The organism is Pseudomonas sp. NPDC089407, from assembly GCF_044900445.1.
In the GTDB taxonomy this organism is placed as follows: domain Bacteria; phylum Pseudomonadota; class Gammaproteobacteria; order Pseudomonadales; family Pseudomonadaceae; genus Aquipseudomonas.
The window spans coordinates 35,668-56,417 of sequence record NZ_JBJDNB010000013.1 but is presented as its reverse complement, the minus strand read 5'-3'; the positions used below and the strand labels follow the sequence as shown (position 1 = coordinate 56,417).

The 20,750-nt window shown below is 62.7% G+C and carries 19 protein-coding genes; 8 read left to right on the top strand and 11 right to left on the bottom strand.

What is annotated here, in order from left to right:
- Positions 1-80: 80 nt before the first annotated feature.
- The 3 genes from ACI2KG_RS12310 to ACI2KG_RS12300 form a co-directional block, all read right to left on the bottom strand.
- Positions 81-854 (bottom strand): MetQ/NlpA family ABC transporter substrate-binding protein, encoded by a 774-nt coding sequence (locus tag ACI2KG_RS12310; RefSeq protein ID WP_404662096.1) that lies wholly within the window; start codon positions 852-854, stop codon positions 81-83.
- Between the two features lie 64 nt (positions 855-918).
- Positions 919-1,590 (bottom strand): methionine ABC transporter permease, encoded by a 672-nt coding sequence (locus tag ACI2KG_RS12305; protein ID WP_012269918.1) that lies wholly within the window; start codon positions 1,588-1,590, stop codon positions 919-921.
- On the bottom strand, positions 1,590-2,597 hold the full coding sequence (locus ACI2KG_RS12300; RefSeq protein WP_404662095.1) for a methionine ABC transporter ATP-binding protein: 1,008 nt from the start codon (positions 2,595-2,597) through the stop codon (positions 1,590-1,592). The genes ACI2KG_RS12305 and ACI2KG_RS12300 overlap by 1 nt, the downstream gene beginning before the upstream one ends.
- A gap of 224 nt (positions 2,598-2,821) precedes the next feature.
- On the opposite strand from ACI2KG_RS12300, the gene katE reads away from it, so the two are divergent.
- Positions 2,822-4,957, top strand: coding sequence for a catalase HPII (katE, locus tag ACI2KG_RS12295; protein WP_404662094.1), 2,136 nt, complete (start codon positions 2,822-2,824; stop codon positions 4,955-4,957).
- 121 nt (positions 4,958-5,078) lie between these two features.
- On the opposite strand, the gene ACI2KG_RS12290 is transcribed toward katE, so the two are convergent.
- The 4 genes from ACI2KG_RS12290 to zur form a co-directional block, all read right to left on the bottom strand.
- Positions 5,079-5,783, bottom strand: a complete 705-nt coding sequence (locus ACI2KG_RS12290; protein ID WP_404662093.1) for a PA5502 family lipoprotein — start codon at positions 5,781-5,783, stop codon at positions 5,079-5,081.
- 126 nt (positions 5,784-5,909) lie between these two features.
- The gene (znuB, locus tag ACI2KG_RS12285; protein ID WP_019099207.1) at positions 5,910-6,692 is read right to left on the bottom strand and encodes a zinc ABC transporter permease subunit ZnuB; all 783 of its coding nucleotides are present in this window, start codon (positions 6,690-6,692) and stop codon (positions 5,910-5,912) included.
- Entirely contained in the window at positions 6,685-7,458 is a 774-nt protein-coding gene (gene znuC / locus ACI2KG_RS12280; protein ID WP_016712841.1) for a zinc ABC transporter ATP-binding protein ZnuC, read from the bottom strand. The genes znuB and znuC overlap by 8 nt, the downstream gene beginning before the upstream one ends.
- Positions 7,455-7,940: a zinc uptake transcriptional repressor Zur gene (gene zur / locus ACI2KG_RS12275; protein WP_404662092.1), complete on the bottom strand. Its 486-nt coding sequence runs from the start codon at positions 7,938-7,940 to the stop codon at positions 7,455-7,457. Before zur ends, znuC begins: the two co-directional genes overlap by 4 nt.
- Positions 7,941-7,958: 18 nt before the next feature.
- Here zur and ACI2KG_RS12270 point away from each other — a divergent pair, with 18 nt between their 5' ends.
- Positions 7,959-8,915: a zinc ABC transporter substrate-binding protein gene (locus ACI2KG_RS12270; protein WP_404662091.1), complete on the top strand. Its 957-nt coding sequence runs from the start codon at positions 7,959-7,961 to the stop codon at positions 8,913-8,915.
- A gap of 397 nt (positions 8,916-9,312) precedes the next feature.
- Here ACI2KG_RS12270 and ACI2KG_RS12265 read toward each other — a convergent pair whose 3' ends face one another.
- The 3 genes from ACI2KG_RS12265 to ACI2KG_RS12255 all read right to left on the bottom strand — a co-directional run bounded on the left by ACI2KG_RS12265 (position 9,313) and on the right by ACI2KG_RS12255 (position 11,808).
- Positions 9,313-9,621 (bottom strand): hypothetical protein, encoded by a 309-nt coding sequence (locus tag ACI2KG_RS12265; protein WP_404662090.1) that lies wholly within the window; start codon positions 9,619-9,621, stop codon positions 9,313-9,315.
- Between the two features lie 877 nt (positions 9,622-10,498).
- Positions 10,499-11,449 (bottom strand): homoserine kinase, encoded by a 951-nt coding sequence (locus ACI2KG_RS12260; RefSeq protein ID WP_201206686.1) that lies wholly within the window; start codon positions 11,447-11,449, stop codon positions 10,499-10,501.
- Positions 11,450-11,520: 71 nt separating this feature from the next.
- Entirely contained in the window at positions 11,521-11,808 is a 288-nt protein-coding gene (locus ACI2KG_RS12255; protein ID WP_010951520.1) for a DUF2782 domain-containing protein, read from the bottom strand.
- Positions 11,809-11,883: 75 nt separating this feature from the next.
- On the opposite strand from ACI2KG_RS12255, the gene polA reads away from it, so the two are divergent.
- Positions 11,884-14,634 carry a DNA polymerase I gene (polA, locus tag ACI2KG_RS12250; protein WP_404662089.1) on the top strand — a complete coding sequence of 917 codons (2,751 nt, stop codon included), beginning with the start codon at positions 11,884-11,886 and terminating at the stop codon, positions 14,632-14,634.
- Positions 14,635-15,072: 438 nt separating this feature from the next.
- On the opposite strand, the gene yihA is transcribed toward polA, so the two are convergent.
- On the bottom strand, positions 15,073-15,705 hold the full coding sequence (yihA, locus tag ACI2KG_RS12245) for a ribosome biogenesis GTP-binding protein YihA/YsxC (protein ID WP_009683587.1): 633 nt from the start codon (positions 15,703-15,705) through the stop codon (positions 15,073-15,075).
- A gap of 193 nt (positions 15,706-15,898) precedes the next feature.
- On the opposite strand from yihA, the gene ACI2KG_RS12240 reads away from it, so the two are divergent.
- From ACI2KG_RS12240 to ACI2KG_RS12220, 5 genes are all read left to right on the top strand, one after another.
- Positions 15,899-16,201, top strand: coding sequence for a c-type cytochrome (locus tag ACI2KG_RS12240; protein WP_400613263.1), 303 nt, complete (start codon positions 15,899-15,901; stop codon positions 16,199-16,201).
- A gap of 31 nt (positions 16,202-16,232) precedes the next feature.
- Positions 16,233-16,850 carry a c-type cytochrome gene (locus ACI2KG_RS12235; RefSeq protein ID WP_400613140.1) on the top strand — a complete coding sequence of 206 codons (618 nt, stop codon included), beginning with the start codon at positions 16,233-16,235 and terminating at the stop codon, positions 16,848-16,850.
- Between the two features lie 319 nt (positions 16,851-17,169).
- Complete coding sequence (gene dsbA, locus ACI2KG_RS12230; protein WP_404662088.1) at positions 17,170-17,802, top strand: thiol:disulfide interchange protein DsbA; 633 nt, start codon at positions 17,170-17,172, stop codon at positions 17,800-17,802.
- 12 nt (positions 17,803-17,814) lie between these two features.
- Entirely contained in the window at positions 17,815-18,669 is an 855-nt protein-coding gene (locus tag ACI2KG_RS12225; RefSeq protein ID WP_400613147.1) for an endonuclease/exonuclease/phosphatase family protein, read from the top strand.
- A gap of 96 nt (positions 18,670-18,765) precedes the next feature.
- Positions 18,766-20,700: a diguanylate cyclase gene (locus tag ACI2KG_RS12220; RefSeq protein WP_404662087.1), complete on the top strand. Its 1,935-nt coding sequence runs from the start codon at positions 18,766-18,768 to the stop codon at positions 20,698-20,700.
- Positions 20,701-20,750: the final 50 nt, after the last annotated feature.

The following is a 20,750-nucleotide window of genomic DNA, read 5'->3' as shown; positions in this document are numbered from 1 at the left end:
CGCAGGCCTATCGCGACACAAGGCCGCTCCTACAGGGGAATGCGATTCCATGTAGGAGCGGCCTTGCCGGGGATTCCGGATCAGAACGCCGGAACCACAGCGCCTTTGTACTTCTCGTTGATGAATTGCTTCACCTCAGGCGAGTGCAGCGCTGCTGCCAGTTTCTTCATCGCATCAGAGTCCTTGTTGTCCGGGCGGGCAACCAGGATGTTCACGTAAGGCGAGTCGCTGCCCTCGATGGCCAGGGCGTCTTTCTCTGGGTTCAGCTTGGCTTCCAGCGCGTAGTTGGTGTTGATCAGGGCGGCATCGACCTGGGTCAGCACGCGTGGGATGGTGGCGGCTTCCAGCTCGCGGAACTTCACGTTTTTCGGGTTCTCGGCAACATCCTTCACGGTCGACAGGATGTTGGTGTTGTCCTTCAGCTTGATCACACCGGCCTTGTCCAGCAGCAGCAAGGCGCGGCCGCCGTTGGTGGCGTCGTTGGGGATGACCACGGTGGCCCCGGAAGACAGCTCGTCCAGCTTCTTGATCTTGGTCGAGTACACGCCCAGCGGCTCGATATGCACGCCGGCCACACTCACCAGATTAGTGCCCTTGGCCTTGTTGAACTCATCCAGGTACGGCTGGTGCTGGAAGAAGTTGGCGTCCAGGCGCTTTTCTGCAACCTGCACGTTCGGCTGGATGTAGTCGGTGAATTCCTTGACCTTCAGCTCCACGCCTTCTTTCGCCAACTGCGGTTTGACGAAGTTGAGGATTTCGGCGTGCGGCACCGGGGTGGCGGCGACGGTCAGGGTTTCGGCAGCATTGGCCGAGAAGGCCGCGACAGCGGCGACAACAGCAAGCAGCTTCTTCATTGATCACTCCTTGTGAGGGCCGCGACGGCCCCCGAACGGGTCGGCCGGGCCGACCCCACTGGGGTTACTTACGGGAAAAATGCACAACCAGTTTGTCGCCCACGCTCTGCAGCACTTGCACCAGTACCAGCAGCAGTACCACGGTTACCACCATCACATCGGTCTGGAAACGCTGGTAGCCGAAGCGGATGGCCAGGTCGCCGAGGCCGCCTGCGCCGACCACACCGGCCATGGCGGTGTACGAAACCAGGGTAATCGCCGTTACGGTAATGGCTGCAAAGATACCCGGGCGGGCCTCCGGCAGCAGGGCGCTGGTGATGATCTGGCGGGTGGTGGCGCCCATCGACTGGGTCGCTTCGATGATGCCGCGGTCCACTTCACGCAGGGCGGTTTCCACCAGGCGCGCGAAGAATGGCGTGGCCCCTACCACCAGTGGCGGAATGGCGCCGGCTACACCCAGCGAGGTGCCGGTGATCAGCACGGTGAACGGGATCATCACGATCAGCAGGATGATGAACGGCAGCGAGCGCAGGATGTTGACCACCAGCGACAGCAGCGCATACACGCCCTTCTGCTCGAACATCTGCTTCGGCCCGCACAGGAACAGCAGCACGCCCAGCGGCAGGCCCAGCAGCACGGTGAAGAACAGCGAGCCGAACAGCATGATCATGGTGTCGATGGTGGCCAGCCAGATTTCGGCCCAGTCGACGTTGGCGAAGAAATTCAGGGCGTCCATCAACGCAGTACCTCCATATGTACATCAGCTGCCTTGAAGCGGGCGAACGCCGCTTCCATGTCACCGCCGATCAGGGCGAGGGTGAGCTGGCCATAGGGGACATCCTTGATGCGGTCGATACGCCCGGCGAGGATGCTGTAGTCCACACCCGTTTCGCGGGCCACGGTGCCCAGCAGCGGCGCGTAGGTGGCGTCGCCCTGGAAGGTCAGGCGCACGATGCGGCCCGGTACGTGAGCGAAGTCGTCGCGCTGCTCGCCTTCGTCAACCTGCTCGTCTTCCTGAACAAAGCGCTTGGTGGTGGCGTGCTGTGGGTGCAGGAACACATCGGCCACCGAGCCTTGCTCGACGATCTGGCCGGCGTCCATCACGGCCACGCAGTCGCAGACCCGGCGGATCACGTCCATTTCGTGGGTGATCAGCACGATGGTCAGCTTCAGTTCACGGTTGATCTCGGCCAGCAGTTGCAAAACCGAGGCCGTGGTTTGTGGGTCGAGGGCGCTGGTGGCCTCGTCGCACAGCAGGATCTTCGGGTTGGTGGACAAGGCGCGGGCGATGCCGACCCGCTGCTTCTGGCCACCGGACAATTGCGCCGGGTACTTTTTGGCGTGGTCCGACAGGCCGACGCGGGCCAGCAGCTCGGTCACGCGCTTGTCGATTTCGCTGCGCGACAGCTCGCCGGCCAGGGTCAGCGGCAGGGCGACGTTGTCGGCGACGGTCTTGGAGGCCAGCAGGTTGAAGTGCTGGAAGATCATGCCGACCTGCTGGCGGAAGCCGCGCAGCTGGTTGGCGTTGAATGCGGTGACGTCTTCGCCGTCGACGATGATCTTGCCGCCGGAAGGCTCTTCCAGCCGGTTGATCAGGCGCAGCATGGTGCTCTTGCCGGCGCCGGAATGGCCGATCAGGCCGAACACCTGGCCATCTTCGATGGTCAGGCTGGTCGGATTCAGTGCGGGGATTTCCCTACCGGCAACGCGGTAGGTTTTATGTACCTGTTGGAACTCGATCACGTAGCGAACCTTGTGGGGCGCATGGAATTTGGGGGCAGCGGTTAGCTGAGGTGGCGCATTTTAGCCTTTTCCCTTAGCTGTTCTTAGCATTTATTTCGTAATGCACCAATCCATCGGGCATATGGCGACAACCGGTAAAGTGAATTGAACGCAACGAAGCCGCCTCCGGTCACTACTGGAACATGCCCCCAAGGGCAGCCTGATGACTGATGAGGAGAGCCCCGATGCCCAGCAAGAAGCCGGATTCGCCGAAACAGAGCCAGCTCGCCGGTACCGATACGCCTGATCGTGCCAACACCAACGCCAAGCTGCAAAGCCTGGAGGAGGTGCGCAGCGATGCCACCGGCCAAGCTTTGCGCACCAACCAGGGCGTGCGCATCGCCGACAATCAGAACACTTTGAAAGCCGGTGATCGTGGCCCCTCGCTGCTTGAAGACTTCATCATGCGCGAGAAGATCACACACTTTGACCACGAGCGTATTCCCGAGCGGATCGTGCATGCCCGAGGCACGGGTGCGCATGGCTATTTCCAGAGCTATGGCAACCATGCCGCGCTGACCAAGGCAGGTTTCTTACGGGACCCTGAGAAAATCACGCCTGTATTCGTGCGATTTTCCACTGTACAGGGCCCCCGTGGTTCGGGGGATACCGTGCGTGATGTGCGCGGTTTCGCGGTCAAGTTCTATACCGACGAAGGTAACTTCGACCTGGTCGGCAACAACATGCCGGTCTTCTTCATCCAGGACGCAATCAAGTTCCCCGATTTCGTGCATGCGGTCAAACCCGAGCCCCATAACGAGATCCCTACCGGTGGCTCGGCCCACGACACGTTCTGGGATTTCGTTTCGCTGGTGCCGGAATCGGCCCACATGGTGATGTGGGCGATGTCCGACCGGGCTATCCCGCGCAGCTTGCGCATGATGGAAGGTTTCGGCGTGCATACCTTCCGCCTGATCAACGCCGAGGGCGTGGCCAGTTTCGTCAAGTTCCACTGGAAGCCGCGGCAGGGCGTGCATTCGCTGCTGTGGGACGAGGCGCAGAAGTTGGCGGGCAAGGACACTGACTTCCAGCGTCGTGACCTGTGGGAGGCGATCGAAACCGGTGATTACCCGGAATGGGAACTCGGCGTGCAGATCGTGCCGGAGGCCGACGAGCACAAGTTCGACTTCGACTTGTTGGACCCGACCAAGATTATCCCGGAAGAGCTGGTGCCCGTAACGCCCTTGGGCAAGATGGTGCTGAACCGTAACCCGGACAATTTCTTTGCCGAGGTCGAACAGGTGGCGTTCTGCCCAGGCCATATCGTGCCGGGAATCGACTTTACCAATGACCCGCTGCTACAGGGCCGGCTGTTCTCGTACACCGATACCCAGATCAGCCGCCTGGGCGGGCCGAACTTCCACCAGATCCCGATCAACCGGCCGGTAGCGCCTAACCATAACAACCAGCGTGATGCGCTGCACCAGCACGTCGTGCACAAGGGGCGGGCGTCCTACGAACCCAACTCGATTGACGGCGGCTGGCCCAAGGAAACACCGCCGGCGGCGCAAGACGGCGGCTTCGAGAGCTACCAGGAGCGTATCGATGCGCACAAGATCCGTCAGCGCAGCGAGTCGTTTGGCGATCACTTCTCGCAGGCCCGGCTGTTCTTCCAGAGCATGAGCCCGACCGAGCAACAGCACATCATCAAGGCCTACAGCTTCGAATTGGGCAAAGTGGAACGCGAACATATCCGCGCCCGGGAAGTGAATGAGATTCTCGCCAACATCGATTTGAAGCTGGCTGCAGCGGTTGCAGCAAACTTGGGCCTGCCTGCACCGAAAGCGGGTACGGTGCAGGTCAAGGGCAGCCAGCTGGCGCAATCGCCTGCCTTGAGCCAGATGAACCACCCAGGTTCGGTGGGTATCAAGGGGCGCAAGATTGCCGTGCTGGTGGCCAATGGCGTGGACGCCGCCAGCGTGGACAAACTGGTCAAGGCCCTGGAAGCGCACAGTGCCCGCCCGATGCTGCTGGGGCCGACCTCGGCGCCGGTAAAGGCGGCGGATGGCACGCAACTGCCGGTAGCGGCCTCGATGGAAGGGATGCCGTCTATCATGTTCGACGGGATTATCGTACCTGCGGGCAAGGCTTCAACGGATGCCTTGGCCGCTAGCGGCCTGGCCAAGCACTTCTTGCTGGAGGGCTACAAGCACCTCAAGGCGCTGGTGTTGACCCAGTCGCTATTGGGCACGCTGGGGCTGAAGGAGGACAAGGGGCTGTTGTTGGGTGATGACCAGCAGGCCGTAGATGCCTTTGTCAAAGCGGTCGAGGGGCATCGGGTGTGGGAGAGGGAGGCTGCAGCAGAGGCTGTGCCGGCCTAGGGCTGCTTTGCAGCCCATCCGACCGGTCCGGCGCCCCGGCAAGGCCGCTCCTACAAGGTAATGCGATCCCCTGTAGGAGCGGCCTTGTGTCGCGAAAGGGGCGCGCAGCGCCCCCAGGGTCTCAACGCTGATGCGGAACCAGGACCACCTGCGCTGGCAGCGAACGCTGAATTTCATGCTTCTGCTTCAGTTCAAACCCGCTGTCGATCTTGCGCACGCGCTTCTCCAGCAAGGTCTTCAGCCACGGCGCATCATCGGTACGCGGCACCTGGAATACCACCTCGCACTGGTAGCTCACTACATCGGCAGCAATCTCATCCAGCTGGCGGCGCATGGCGCGGCTGTCGGTGGTCTTCAAGGCCACCACCGTGCTTGGCGCGGTCGGGTCGATGATGCGTGCCTTTGGCTTGGCCTCGGCGGCCTTAAGCGCAGCCTCTGCCTTCTCCAGCTCCGCCTTGCGGGCCTGGGACAGGGGATCGCCACCGGTCACTGCCGGGGCTTGCGGCATTAGTGCCCGGGCACGGGCCAGCGCAGTAGCGGCCGCATTCACATCACCCTTCTGCAACACGATCTGGCTACGTTGCAGGTAGGCTTCGGCCAGTTGGCGCTGATATTGCTCCAGGCGCGCGTCATCCGGCGACTGGCCCTGCAGGGCCGCCAACTGGTCTTCGGCGGTGGCCAGTTCGTTGCTGGCGATGTTTTGTTGCAACTGCTGCCAGGCATCGGCTTGGGCAGGTGCGGCCTGTTCTACCGGCGCACTGGAGCAGGCAGCCAGGAGCAGGGAAAACGCGGCAACAAGCAGATAACGGGAGGCAAACGGCTTCATTCCTGCGACTCTCTATTTGCGCAAAAAGCGAGCAAGTCTACACCCAGGTGCGCACGCTCGAAAACAGGTCTTACAGACCCTTTACCCGGCAAAAGGTTGCAAGGCGTGCCGGCACACGCCCTGTCTTCAGCGCTTTGGCAGGGCCAGGCTCAGCAAGAATAGCACCGCTGCACAGACCACGATCGACGGCCCGGCGGGGGTGTCCTTGAACCAGGACATGGCCAGGCCACCGCAAACGGCGGTCACGCCCAGCAGGCTGGCGCCCAGGGCCATCTGCTCGGGCGAGCGGGCGTGACGCTGCGCCGCAGCGGCGGGGATGATCAACAGCGAGGTGATCAGCAGCACGCCGACGATCTTCATGGCGACGGCAATCACCACGGCAATCAGCAGCATCAGCGCCATGCGCAGGCCGGCCACGGGCAGGCCCTCGACCATCGCCAGCTCTTCATGCACGGTAACCGCCAGCAGTGGCCGCCAGAGCACGGCGAGCAGCAGCAGGACCAGCGCACTGCCGCCGAGGATCCAGGCCAGGTCGGTGGTGCTGATGGCCAGCAGGTCGCCGAACAGGTAGGCCATCAAGTCGATGCGCACGTCGTGCATGAAACTCAGCACCACCAGGCCCAGCGACAAGGTGCTGGGGGCGAGGATACCGAGCAGGGTGTCGGAGGCCAGCGGCTGGCGTTGCTGCAAGGTCACCAGCAGGATCGCCAGCAACAGGCAGCCGACGGTTACCGCCAAGGCCGGGCTTACATCCAGTACGAAGCCCATAGCCACGCCCAGCAGTGCGGCGTGGGACAGGGTGTCGCCGAAATAAGCCATGCGCCGCCACACCACGAAAGAGCCGAGCGGGCCCGCAACCACTGCCAGGGAAAGGCCCGCAAGCAAGGCGTAAAGAAGAAAATCAGCCATGCTTGCAGTGCTCTCCGTGAACATGGGTGCCGGGGGCGACGACCGAGCCGTGCAGGTCGTGGCTGTGGTCGTGATGGTGGTGGTAAACGGCCAGGCTCGGGGCGTTCTGGCCGAACAGCTCGACGAAGGCCGGGTCGTTGCTGACTTGCTCCGGGTGGCCCGAGCAACATACGTGTCGGTTCAGGCACACCACCTGGTCAGTGGCGCTCATCACCAGGTGCAGGTCATGGGACACCATCAGCACGCCGCAGCCGTGGCGGTCGCGCAGCCGGGTAATGAGGTTGTACAGCTCGGTCTGGCCAACCACATCCACGCCTTGAACCGGCTCGTCGAGTACCAGCAGCTGGGGCTCGCGCAGCAGTGCGCGGGCCAGCAGCACACGCTGCATCTCACCACCGGAGATGGTCTGGATCGGGCTGTCGATGACCTGTTCGGCGCCCACTTCCTGCAGCGCCGACAAGGCTGCCGCACGGTCTACCCCGGGCACCAGGCGCAGGAAGCGCAGCACCGACAGCGGCAGCGTGGCATCTACCTGGATTTTTTGCGGCATGTAGCCGATGCGCAGCTTTGGCTTGCGCCACACCTTGCCACGGTGCGGCTTGAGCAGCCCGAGTACGGCGCGCACCAAGGTGGTCTTGCCCGCGCCGTTGGGGCCGATCAAGGTGACGATCTGGCCCGGCGCGACCGACAGGTCGATGCTGTCGAGCACCGCCTCGCCGCCAAAGGTGACGCCGACCTGCTCCAGACGGATCAGCGCGTCGCTCATGCCGCGCTCCGGCAGTTGCCGCACAGGCCAACCACTTCCACGGTCTGGGTCTCGACGGTGAAGCCGACGCCCTTGGCGCTGCTGATGATGGCTTCGCTGATGCTGCTCTGTTCCAGCTCGATGGCCACATGGCATTCGCGGCAGATCAAAAACTGGCCCTGGTGCACGTGCTCGGGGTGGCTGCAGCCGATGAAGGCGTTGAGCGAGGCGATGCGGTGTACCAGGCCGTTTTCCAGCAGGAAGTCGAGTGCGCGGTACACCGTGGGTGGTGCGGCGCGGCGGCCGTCCTGCTCGCTGAGCACGGCGAGGATATCGTAAGCGCCCAGTGGCTTGTGGCTTTGCCACACCAGCTCCAGCACCCGGCGGCGTAGCGCGGTCAGGCGCAGGCCTTGGCGGGTACACAGGGCGTCGGCTTCAGCCAAAGCGCTGTGGACGCAATGGGAGTGATCGTGAGGACGGTTGGCCAGCGGCGTGATGGACATGGGCAGCGACGGTTCTGGATGGAGACGTTATTATGTTACCTGTTTCTCACGACCCGAGTATTCACCGTGTCCCGATTTCTAGCCCTTTTTGTCGCTTTCATCGCATGCTCGGCCCAGGCCGATGTGCGTGTGCTGACCAGTATCAAACCGCTGCAGCAGATTGCCGCTGCCGTACAGGGGGGGGTCGGCAGCCCTGAGGTCTTGCTGCCGCCGGGTGCTTCGCCGCACCACTATGCGCTGCGCCCGTCCGACGTACGGCGGGTGGGCGATGCCGACCTGCTGTACTGGATCGGCCCGGACATGGAGAGCTTCCTGCCACGCGTACTGGGCAGCCGCAGCAAGGTCACGGTGGCTGTGCAGTCGCTGCCGGGTATGAAGCTGCGTCACTTTGGTGAAGACAGCCATTCCCATGAGGAAGCGGACCACGATGAGCATGACCACGACCACCGCCCAGGCAGCCTGGATGCGCACTTGTGGCTATCGTCGGCCAATGCGCGGGTTATCGCGGCAAAAATGGCAGCTGACCTGGCCCAGGCCGATCCCGCCAATGCGGCGCGCTACCAGAGCAACCTGAAGACCTTCGTCGAACGTATGGATGCGCTGGACGGGCGGATCAAGGCGCGGGTGGCGGGTATTGCCGACAAACCGTACTTCGTGTTCCACGAGGCGTTCGACTATTTCGAGGCGGAATACGGCTTGAAGCACACTGGCGTGTTCAGCGTGGCGTCCGAGGTGCAGCCAGGGGCCCAGCATGTGGCCGCCATGCGCAAGCGCCTGCAGGAAGTGGGCAAGACCTGTGTGTTCAGCGAGCCGCCACTGCGGCCGCGCCTGGCCGAGACCCTGACGGCCGGGCTGCCGGTGCGCCTGGCTGAGCTGGATGCACTGGGGGGGACTGACCCGGTGGATGGCAAGGGCTATGAGCGGTTGCTGGAGAAGCTGGGGGGTGATCTGGCGGGGTGCCTGGAGCAGTTGTAAGGCTGCTTTGCCTCGAGTTCTGCAGGAGATTGCATCAAGGCTGGTGCTTGTCTTGATGCTTTCAGCGCCTATGAGATCGAGCGCCGCCCGCGCGGCGCTTCGCGGGACAAGCCCGCTCCCACATCTGTTTCCGGCCAGTCACTCCTGTGAGGTCACCTCTGTCCGCCTTGTGTGTCCCATTCGATATCGAAGGGGGCGCCGCTGCTCTTAATCCATCTCCAGTCATGCACCAAGGCTGCGACCCATCTGGCACAGGAATAATTGGCCCGAAACAGATGTGGGAGCGGGCTTGTCCCGCGAAGCGCCGCGCGGGCGGCGCTCGATTTCACAGGCGCAGAAAGCATCAAGGCGGGCACCTGTCAGCCCTCACACAATCCCCCGCCAGGCACAACCAGCCTCACACCTTCTTCTGCGGATCAGTCGGCGACTCGATCCCATCGAGTATCGCCTCCGCCAACCCCTCCGCCAGCTCAATGGAGTGCAGGCTCGACCAATACATGCCACGGCCCTCTTCGCGCAGGTATTCCAAAGCCTTGGAGCCCGTCTCATACGCACCACGCAGGTACAGGGCAACATGGACCAGGGCATCCTCGGCCGAAATGTTCGGGTTTAGAGTGAACAGCGGTTCGTGGCCAGCATCGCAGCGGCCGAAGGGACGGGTGGAAGTGCAAGGTAAAGGTGGATCGGGGACAATTTTTTTAGCCATCGGAAAATGCTCCTCAACGCCGCCACCCATCACTACCACGTGAATGGGTGGCGACTGTACGCGAGGTGGTAGACCCGGGCATTTTCCAATCCGGGCAGGCTCGAAAGCCTCCCACGCACAGCCGCCATAGACTGTCATGGAACAAATGCATCCGGGCTACCACACCCGATCGCCAAGTTATTCGGCGATGGATCAAGCCTAGAGACAAGGGTTCCCACTGAGAAGGTGATGGCAGGGGACGCGGCTCGTAGGATATTTCCCAAGCTGCAAGCTGGACAGTCATTCGAGACAAAATCAGAAAAACCTGAAGCAGCGCACGTCCGTTGTAGGAGCGGCCTTGTGTCGCGACAGGGCCGCAGAGCAGCTCCGCGGTTGTAAGCCTGTTCCGGCCTCTTGAGTCCTGCAGGAGATTGCATCAAGGCTGGCAGGTGCTTGTCTTGATGCTTTCAGCGCCTATGAGATCGAGCGCCGCCCGCGCGGCGCTTCGCGGCACAAGCCCGCTCCCACATCTGTTTCCGGCCAGTCACTCCTGTGAGGTCACCTCTGTCCGCCTTGTGTGTCCCATTCGATATCGAAGGGGGCGCCGCTGCTCTTCATCCATCTCCAGTCATGCACCAAGGCTGCGACCCATCTGGCACAGGAATAATTGGCCCGAAACAGATGTGGGAGCGGGCTTGTCCCGCGAAGCGCCGCGCGGGCGGCGCTCGATTTCACAGGCGCAGAAAGCATCAAGGCGGGCACCTGTCAGCCCTCACACGATCGCGCGCCTGCCCCGGCCTCTTCGCGGGCATGCCCGCTCCCACAGGGGTAACACAAACCTCAAGATTGTCGTTGTACCTGTGGGAGCGGGCGCGCCCGCGAAGAAGCAGCAGAAGGACTAGAGCGCAAACGGCAAGTGCAAAGCCACTTGCTGGCGCTGCGCCAAACGCACCTCGAACTCGCTCGGGTCATGGATCATCACATCCATCCCGGCAAACGATTCCGCCGCAATCAGGCGCGACAGCCAGAAGCGTACGCAGCCTACCCGCAACATTTCCGGCCACAGTTCGGCCTCGGCTGCAGTGAACGGCCGCAGCGCCGCATAGGCCGCCAGCAGCGCCTGGGCACGCGGCATGTCGATCGCGCCGTGCTCATCCAGGCACCAGTCGTTCACGGTGATGGCGATGTCATACAGCATCGGCCCCGAGCAGGCGTTGTAGAAATCGATCACACCGGTCAGGTGGGTGCCTTCGAACATCACGTTGTCGCGGAACAGGTCGGCGTGCAGGTTGGCCCGTGGCAAGGCCAGGATCTGCGCCTTGTGCGCACCGATTTCGTCCAGCGCCGGCTGCAGCAGCGCGGCTTGTTCTGCCGTCAGGCGTGGCAGCAACTCGGCACCCGAGGCCAGCATCCAGTCCAGGCCACGGTCGGTGCGGCGCTCGATGATGTGCTCGCGGGTGGCCAGGTGGATGTGCGCCAGCAGTTCGCCGACCTGGGCGCAGTGCTGGGCATTGGGGGCCTTGATGTGCTTGCCCGACAGCCGTGGCTGCAGCAGCGCCGGCTTGCCGCACAGTTCGCGCAGGCCGTGGCCGTCGCGGTCACGAATGGCGTACGGCACCGGCATGTCGGCTGCGTGCAGGGTATCGAGCAGCTCTATGAAAAACGGCATGTCCTCGGCGGGCCCACGCTCGATCAGCGTCAGGACGAACTCCCCCTGTTCGAGGCTGACGAAGAAATTGCTGTTCTCGGTGCCGGCGGCAATGCCCTGGAAGTCGAGCAGACGGCCCAGCGCGTACGGCGCCAGAAAGGTTTCCAGCTCAGGCCGGGTCACGGGGGTGAAGACTGACATGATGAAAATTTGCCCATACGGGCACTTCCGCCGGGAAGTGCCGGGTTGATGTGAACGGTGCGCGCGTCAGCTTACCACTCGAAGATCTTCCAGGACGGAATCAGCATGTCCGGCTGGTCGGATCGAATGAAATTGGCATCGGTGCCATCGGCGCGTACCAGGAAATAAGGCTTGCCGTTTTTCGGTGTGATCTTGATCGCATACAGGAAGCCGTTCTGCCGGTATTCCTGGATGGTCTTGTCGCCTTCCGTGCGAATGGTCACCTCGGGATCGGCCGAGGGGGCGTCGTCCGCCGCCAGGGTGACGACCGGCATGGTTGCCAACAGGCCGAGCAGTAACAGGCGATTGAGTGTACGCATGATAACCTAGTCCCTTTGTCGTCAATGATTCTGGCTATTCTAGCGCCGGACCCGTCGAAAAGGTTGATTCTGCTCATGAGCCAAGCGCCCCTCGTCCTGGTGGACGGTTCCTCCTACCTGTACCGCGCCTTCCACGCGCTGCCGCCGCTGACCACGTCCAAGGGCATGCCGACCGGTGCGGTGAAGGGTGTGCTGAACATGCTCAAGAGCCTGCGCAAGCAATACCCCGACAGCCTGTTCGCGGTGGTTTTCGACGCCAAGGGCGGCACCTTCCGTGACGCCATGTTCGCCGAATACAAGGCCAACCGCCCAAGCATGCCCGACGACCTGCGGGTACAGGTCGAGCCGTTGCATGCCAGTGTCAAGGCGCTGGGCTACCCGCTGCTGTGCGTAGAAGGGGTCGAGGCCGATGACGTGATCGGCACCCTGGCGCGCAGCAGTGCCACCCAGGGCCGCCCGGTGATCATCTCGACTGGCGACAAGGACATGGCGCAGCTGGTGGACGGCCACGTGACCTTGGTCAACACCATGACCGGCAGCGTGATGGACGTTGCCGGCGTGCACGAAAAGTTTGGCGTCGGTCCGGAGCACATCATCGACTTCCTTGCCCTGATGGGCGACAAGGTCGACAACATCCCCGGCGTGCCGGGCGTTGGTGAAAAGACTGCAGTCGGCCTGCTGACCGGTATCGGCGGCGGCCTCAGCGACCTGTACGCCAACCTCGACAAGGTGCCGACCCTGGCCATCCGCGGCGCCAAGACCCTGCCGGCCAAGCTCGAGGAGCACCGCGATTCGGCGTTCCTGTCCTATGAACTGGCCACCATCAAGTGCGATGTACCACTGGATATCGAGGTCGAGGGACTGGTGTGCGGTGAGCCGGACCGCGACGCGCTGCTGGCGCTGTACACCGAAATGGAGTTCAAGAGCTGGGTCGCCGAGGTGCAGCGCGAGGCGAGCAAGGCTGGCGAGGATCTCGCCCCGGTCGTCGACGAGCCGGTGGCCAAGGTCGAACCGAAATACGAGACCATCCTCGACCAGGCCCGCTTCGACGCCTGGCTGGAAAAGCTGCGCCAGGCGCCGCTGTTCGCCTTCGACACCGAAACCACCAGTCTTGACGCCCAACAGGCGCAACTGGTCGGCCTGTCATTCGCCGTCGAACCCCATGAAGCTGCTTATGTGCCCCTGGCCCACGACTACGATGGCGCTCCGGCACAACTGGACCGGGAAGCCGTGCTGCTGGCACTGAAGCCTCTGCTGGAAGACCCAACCAAGGCCAAGGTCGGGCAGAACGCCAAGTACGACATCAACATCCTCGCCAATGCCTCACCGGCCATCGAAATGCGCGGCGTGGCCTACGACACCATGCTCGAGTCGTATGTGCTCAACTCCACTGCGACCCGTCACGACATGGACAGCCTGGCGCAGAAGTACCTCGACCACAGCACCATCGCCTTCGAGGACATCGCCGGCAAGGGTGCCAAGCAGCTGACCTTCAACCAGATCACCCTGGAAAAGGCCGGCCCCTACGCCGCCGAAGATGCCGACATTACCCTGCGTCTGCACCAGGCGCTGCAGGCCCGCCTGGCGCAAACGCCAAGTCTGCAGCCAGTGCTGATGGACATCGAGATGCCGCTGGTGCCGGTGCTGGCCAAGATCGAGCGCCAAGGCGCGCTGGTCGATGCCGCACTGCTGCATGTGCAAAGCGGTGAGCTAGGCGTGAAGATGGCCGAGCTGGAGCAGCGTGCCTACGAGCTGGCCGGTGAAACGTTCAACCTTGGCTCGCCCAAGCAGCTGGGCGCGATCCTTTACGACAAGCTGGGCATGCCGGTGCTGAGCAAGACCGCCAAAGGCCAGCCCTCCACGGCCGAAGCGGTGCTCGACGAGCTGGCCGAGCAAGGCTACCCGCTGCCTGAGGTACTGATGCAGTACCGCAGCCTGAGCAAGCTCAAGAGCACCTACACCGACAAGCTGCCGGGGCAGATCAACCCACGCACCGGGCGTATTCACACCTCGTACCAGCAGGCGGTGGCGGCAACCGGCCGGCTGTCGTCGAGCGACCCGAACCTGCAGAACATTCCGATCCGTACCGCCGAAGGCCGACGCATTCGCCAAGCATTCGTTGCCAGCCCCGGCTACAAGCTGCTGGCGGCGGACTACTCGCAGATCGAGCTGCGCATCATGGCCCACCTGGCCAAGGACGAAGGCTTGTTGCACGCCTTTCGCAACGACCTCGACGTGCACCGCGCCACGGCAGCGGAAGTGTTCAGTGTGGCCCTGGAAGACGTCACCACCGACCAGCGTCGCAAGGCCAAGGCCATCAACTTTGGCCTGATCTACGGCATGAGCGCGTTTGGCCTGGCCAAGCAGATCGGTGTCGACCGCAAGCAGTCGCAGGACTACATCGACCGTTACTTCGCCCGCTACCCCGGCGTGCTGGCCTACATGGAGCGCACTCGCGCCCAAGCTGCCGAGCAAGGTTTTGTCGAGACTCTGTTCGGCCGCCGCCTGTACCTGCCAGACATCAACGCCAAGAACCCGGCCCTGCGTAAAGGCGCCGAGCGCACGGCAATCAACGCGCCAATGCAGGGCACAGCAGCCGACATCATCAAACGCGCCATGGTCAATGTGGATAACTGGCTGAGCGAGAGCGGGCTGGATGCCCGGGTGATCCTGCAGGTACACGACGAACTGGTGCTCGAGGTGCGTGAAGACCTGGTTCAACAGGTGAACGATGAAATTCGCCAGCACATGAGTCAGGCCGCGCAGCTGGATGTGCCGCTGCTGGTGGAAGCAGGAATTGGTGCGAATTGGGACGAAGCTCACTGATCGAGCAGGGAAAGCTGTGTAGGATCTGCGACGGGGTGACGCGGACCCTGGCACCGCTAGTGCCGTTGGTGCTGAGGTTTGATGAAACTATCGCAAATAGTTTTCAGGGCCTCGGAACTAAACCGGTGAAGCGGGACTCAGAGTAACTGAATGGCTGGTGAAGCCTTTCGATGCTCCTATGTTGTGTTAAGTGTTGGCAGATATCTGGACCCCGCCCTAGCGGTCCGGACTTGGACCCCGAACTTCCCCCTCCCCATACGAAGTCCGGGGTTTTTTTTGCCCGGAATTCCTTGGCGACGCGTTGCCTGTGTAGGAGCGGCCTTGTGTCGCGATGGGCTGCGCAGCAGCCCCAGGATCTCGGAAACAGCACAAATTGCCGGGGCTGCTGCGCAGCCCATCGCGACACAAGGCCGCTCCTACAGGGGGCGGTGCAGGGCTTCAGGCCACTGGCTTGTCTTCCAGCTCCATCCAGCCCGCCAGCACGCGATAAGCCTCTTCCACGCCCAGGCGCTTGGGCGCCGAGAACAGCTGGATGGTCACACCATCGCCCCAGCCTTTTCTGATTTCCGACTGCACTTTCAGCAGGGTGTTCTTGCCCGCGCCGTGGGTCAGCTTGTCGGCCTTGGTCAGCAGGATGTGCATCGGCATGCCGCTGGCCTTGGCCCAGTCGAGCATCATCTTGTCGAAGTCGGTCATCGGGTGGCGCACGTCCATCATCAGGATGATCCCGCGCAGGCACTCACGGCTGCCCAGGTAGGCTTCCAGGTGTTTCTGCCAGTGCTGCTTGAGTGGAATCGGCACTTTTGCATAACCGTAGCCCGGCAGGTCGACCAAACGCCGTTCATCGTCCAGACTGAAGAAATTCAACAGCTGGGTGCGCCCCGGGGTTTTCGAGGTACGCGCCAGGCTGGCATGAGTCAGGGTATTGAGGGCGCTGGATTTGCCGGCGTTAGAACGGCCGGCAAAAGCCACCTCGTAACCCTGGTCGTCCGGGCATTGTTCGACCTTGGCTGCGCTGAGGGCGAATTTGGCTTTCTGGCAGAGGCCGAGGATGGGGTTCTTGACTTGCATGGGATATCCGATGTGGGTGTTGCCAAAGCCTAGGCCGGCAAGCGGTGTCGTTTCCGTTTGGCTGACAGCAGTATATAATGCCCCAGTTTTTGTGTGCCCATTCTCCCAGCGAAGGAGAACGGGCATGGGGTGCCGAACTATAGCTTGCGCATCAGAACGCAGCGCGTCCCCCAACCCTGTCAGGTCGTTTCGCCTGGCGAAATGGCTGCTAGCTGTCGGTATGTTCCTGCCGTATTTCAGCGCACAGGCTACACAGGATCCCGAGGTGTTGTACAACCGCACGTGTGCGGCCTGTCACACCGGGCAGTTGCCACAGGCACCCAGGCAGGGTGACAGGGCAGCTTGGGAGCCAAGGCTGGCGCAAGGCATGGAGGTACTGGTAAAGCACGTGACCCAGGGTTTCAAGGCTATGCCGCCGCGTGGATTGTGCATGGACTGCAGTGCCGAGGACTACCGTTTGGTCATCCTTTGGATGAGTGGCAGTCCCGATACATAACATTTCACCCTTAGCCGTGTTGGATTAGCTGATGAACAAACTAGTCGTGAGTCTGCTGTTGACCCTGGGTGTCGCAGGTGCGGCCACTGCTGCACAACCTATCAAAGGCGATGCCGCCGCTGGCCAGGCCAAGACCGCCGTCTGTGGCGCCTGCCACAACCCTGACGGCAACAGCCTGGCACCGAACTTCCCGAAACTGGCCGGCCAGGGCCAGCGCTACCTGGAAAAACAACTGCACGACATCAAGTCGGGCAAACGTACCGTGCTGGAAATGACCGGCATGCTGGCCCCGTTCAATGATCAGGATCTGGCCGACATCGCTGCCTATTTCGCCAGCCAGAAAGGCAGCGTAGGCGCCGCCGATCCCAAGCTGGTGGAGCGTGGCCGTGCACTGTTCAACGGTGGCGACCTGGAGAAAGGCATGCCCGCCTGTACCGGCTGCCACTCGCCGAATGGCGCGGGCATCGCCCTGGCCGGCTTCCCGCATCTGAGTGGGCAGCACTCGCAGTACGTGACCAAGCAGCTGACCGACTTCCGCGAAGGCAACCGCACCAACGATGGCGACGCCATGACCATGCGTACCATTGCTGGCAAGCTGAGCAACCACGACATCGAAGCGTTGGCCAGCTATATCCAGGGCCTGCACTGACTGGCGGCGCGGTCCCTTGTAGGAGCGGCCTTGTGTCGCGATAGGGCTGCAAAGCAGCCCCGGCGATTTGTGCATTTGCGCTGGAACCCTGGGGCTGCTTCGCAGCCCTATCGCGACACAAGGCCGCTCCTACAGGTGTGACACGCGCCTGCGAGAGCGCTGCATTAACCTTCAGTTAATGTTGTAGGCCAATGATGAAAGGGCGGCCGGGCCGCCCTTTTTTTCGTCCGCTGCCGTTACACTACAGAACTCGCGCCGTTACCCGCCTGTCTCAATTCAGGTCGTGTAGAGGCGACCCATGAATGCTCAGGAGTAAAGCATGCGTAAACTGATTCTCAGCGCTGCGCTGGTCGCCGCCAGCGTATTCGGTATGACTGCCGTCCAGGCCGCCGAGCCTGTTGCCGGCAAGGAATATATCGAGCTGAGCAACCCTGTTCCGGTTTCCGTGCCTGGCAAGATCGAAGTGGTCGAGCTGTTCTGGTACGGCTGCCCACACTGCTACCACTTCGAGCCAACCATCAACCCTTGGGTCGACAAGCTGCCCAAGGACGTCAACTTCAAGCGCGTTCCAGCCATGTTCGGTGGCCCATGGGACGCCCACGGCCAGATGTTCCTGACCCTCGAAGCCATGGGCGTCGAGCACAAGGTACACGCCGCGGTGTTCGATGCCATCCAGAACCAGCGCAAGAAGCTGACCGACAAGAACGACATGGCCGAATTCCTCGCCACCCAGGGCGTAGACAAGGACAAGTTCCTCGCCACCTTCGATTCGTTCGCCATCAAGGGCCAGGTCAACCAGGCCAAGGAACTGGCGAAGAAGTACGAAATCACTGGCGTACCGGCGATGGTGGTCAACGGCAAGTACCGTTTCGACCTCGGTACCGCTGGCGGGCCGGAAGGCGTGCTGAACGTTGCCGACCAGCTGATCGACAAGGAGCGCGCCGCTAAGTAAGCGGCGAAACCCATGCCCCGCTTCAGAGCTACGCGTGGCATTGGCCTGCACCAGCCGCAGGTCAACGAACATCACCTGCAGGCCACTGGCCTGCCCGAGGATGGTCGCCTGCGGCTGCTCAGTTTCAATATCCAGGTGGGCATCAGCACCGAGCGCTACCGGCATTACCTGACCCGTAGCTGGCAGCACCTGCTGCCGCATAACGGGCGTGCCGGCAATTTGCAGAAGATCGGCAAGCTGTTGGGCGACTTCGACCTGGTGGCCCTGCAGGAGGCCGATGGCGGTAGCCTGCGCTCGGGCTACGTCAACCAGGTCGAACACCTGGCGCACCTGGGGGCCTTCCCCTACTGGTACCAGCAGCTCAACCGCAACCTGGGGCGTTTTGCCCAGCACAGCAATGGCGTGCTCAGCCGCCTGAAGCCGCAACTGCTCGAAGACCACCCCTTGCCAGGCCCTGCCGGGCGTGGGGCGATCCTGGTGCGCTTTGGCGAAGGTGACGATGCGCTGATCGTGGTGATGATGCACCTGGCGCTGGGCGCCAAGACCCGCGCCCTGCAGCTGGGCTATATCCGCGAGCTGATTGGCGGTTACCGCCACCAGGTGCTGATGGGTGACATGAACACCCATGCCACCGACCTGCTGGAGCACTCGCCGCTGCGCGACCTGGGCCTGGTTGCCCCGCAGGTCGAGGCCACCTTCCCCAGTTGGCGACCACAGCGTTGCCTGGACCATATCCTGCTAAGCCCAAGCCTCACCCTGGAGCGTGTCGAGGTGCTGGCGCAGCCCATCTCCGACCATCTTCCGGTCGCGGTAGAGATCCGATTGCCTGATGCATTGACTGTGGATACGCTGCCGGTCTTGAGCTGAATCAGCTAAAGCATTGCACGCCCTCAAGAGTTGCAGGCGCGCGCCGACAGTGTGTAATCAGACAGCCCAGATGTATCACCCCTCGCGGATCCAGGCATGACCGAAGAAGCCGAGCGCTGGAAAGAAAAATACCTTAAAAGCATCGAGCAGCAGGAAAAGCTCGAACGCCGTTGGGACGCCCGTCTCGATCTGCTGCGCCGCGGCCTGGTACGCAGCACCCTGGCTGCCGAAGGCAGTGACAAGGTAGTGGACGAGTGCATGAAAGAGATGCGCGAGGTCATCCGTAGCGACAACATGGATGCCGGCCTCGCCGGGTTGATCCCTCGCCTGGAAAAGGCCGTGCTGGATTCCGAGCAACGTCGTGAAACGCGCATGAACCAGGTGGGCGATGCGCTGACTGCGCTGGTTGGTCAACTGCAAGGCCTGCCGCTACCTAGCGATATTTCGCGGCCTTTGAAGAAGCTGGCGAAGAAGCTCGATGGCGGCGTCGCGCAGTCACGCGACCTGCCGCCGCTGCTGGGTGAGCTGAGCGGTTTGCAGGGGCGCGCGCTGTCAGCCCTGGGCAAACCGGGTGAAGATGCCCGCCCTGGCTTCTTGCAGCGCTTGTTCGGTAGCCGTGAGGACGATGCCCAGGACGAAGCGGTGCTTGTGCCAGTGGCTGTGCCGGTTGGCGAGCCTCCGCCCCAAGCGGAGCCGGCCAGTGTCGAGCCCCCGCTACCCAGTGATGTCGATGCGTTACTGCCGTTGCCAACCCTCTCTGAGCCCGCAGCCGAGGTGGCCGTAGCGCCCGAGCCGGAGCTGGAAGCATCAGGCCCGGCATTGATCGAAACGACCGACAGGCCGCCGGTGTCGCAACCGCAGAATGAAGCACCCACCCCTGAAGACGCTGCCAGCAAGCCATTGCCTGATGCCGCGCCATTACCGGCACTGGAAGAAACGTTCGGCGAAGACGGCCCCTATGCCCTGCCTTACGCGGTGGAGCCGCCTTACAGCCAAGTTGCTGCCCACATCGAGCAAACCCTGATCGGCCTGCTTGACGACCTCAGCCTGCCCGAGCGGCACAAGGCCCAGGCGCTGGAAATGCGCGTCCGGGTTGCCCGCGGCTTGAACTGGTATGAGCTGATACCGGTGCTGGATGACCTGGCGGTGCTGATGCTGGCGATCACCGACAGCGGCCAGCACGAATTCGAGACTTACCTGCAGCAACTCAACGAGCGCCTGGAAGGCTTCCAGAGTCACCTGCACGAGGCCAGCGCCGGCCACGCCGACAACAGCAGCGCTGCCCGTGCGCTGGATACCCAGTTGCGCGAGCACGTCGACGGGCTGCAAAGCAGTGTGCAAGGTGCCGCCGACGTAGACAGCCTCAAGCACATCCTCGAGAACCGGCTGGAAGGCTTGCTGGTGACCATGGACGAGCACAAGCACGAGCGTGATCGCCGCGAGCAGGAACTGGCCGGTCGCCTGCAAGGGTTGTCGGAGCGCGTGGCAAACATGGAGCACGAGGCGCTCGGTTACCGCGAGCACCTGGAAGAACAGCGCCAGAAGGCCCTGCTCGACCCCCTCACCGGCCTGCCCAACCGGGCAGCCTGGAGCGAGCGGGTTGAACGCGAAATGCTCGAATGGCAGGAAAACGGCGGTCACCTCGCTATGGCGATCCTCGATCTGGACCATTTCAAGCGCATCAACGACAGCTATGGGCACCTGGCCGGCGACAAAGTGCTGAAGATCGTTGCCGACCAACTGCACAAGCGTTTGCGTGGCCGTGACTTCATTGCCCGTTTTGGCGGTGAGGAATTCGTCCTGCTGCTGCCGCAGACACCGCCAGCGGCGGCGGCCCAGGTGGCCGAGGTGTTGCGGGCGACCATAGAAGCCTGCCCGTTCCACTTCAAGGGCGAGCGGGTGGTGATCACCACCTCGATCGGCCTGGCGGCTTTCCGTTCTGGCGAGCGCGGCGACCAGGTGCTCAAGCGTGCCGATGCGGCGTTGTACCGGGCCAAGGAGCAGGGGCGCAATCGCGTCGAGCAGAGCTAGCCGCCAGGCGCGGTCGTGGCGAGCACGTTATACTGTAGCGCTCATACGCT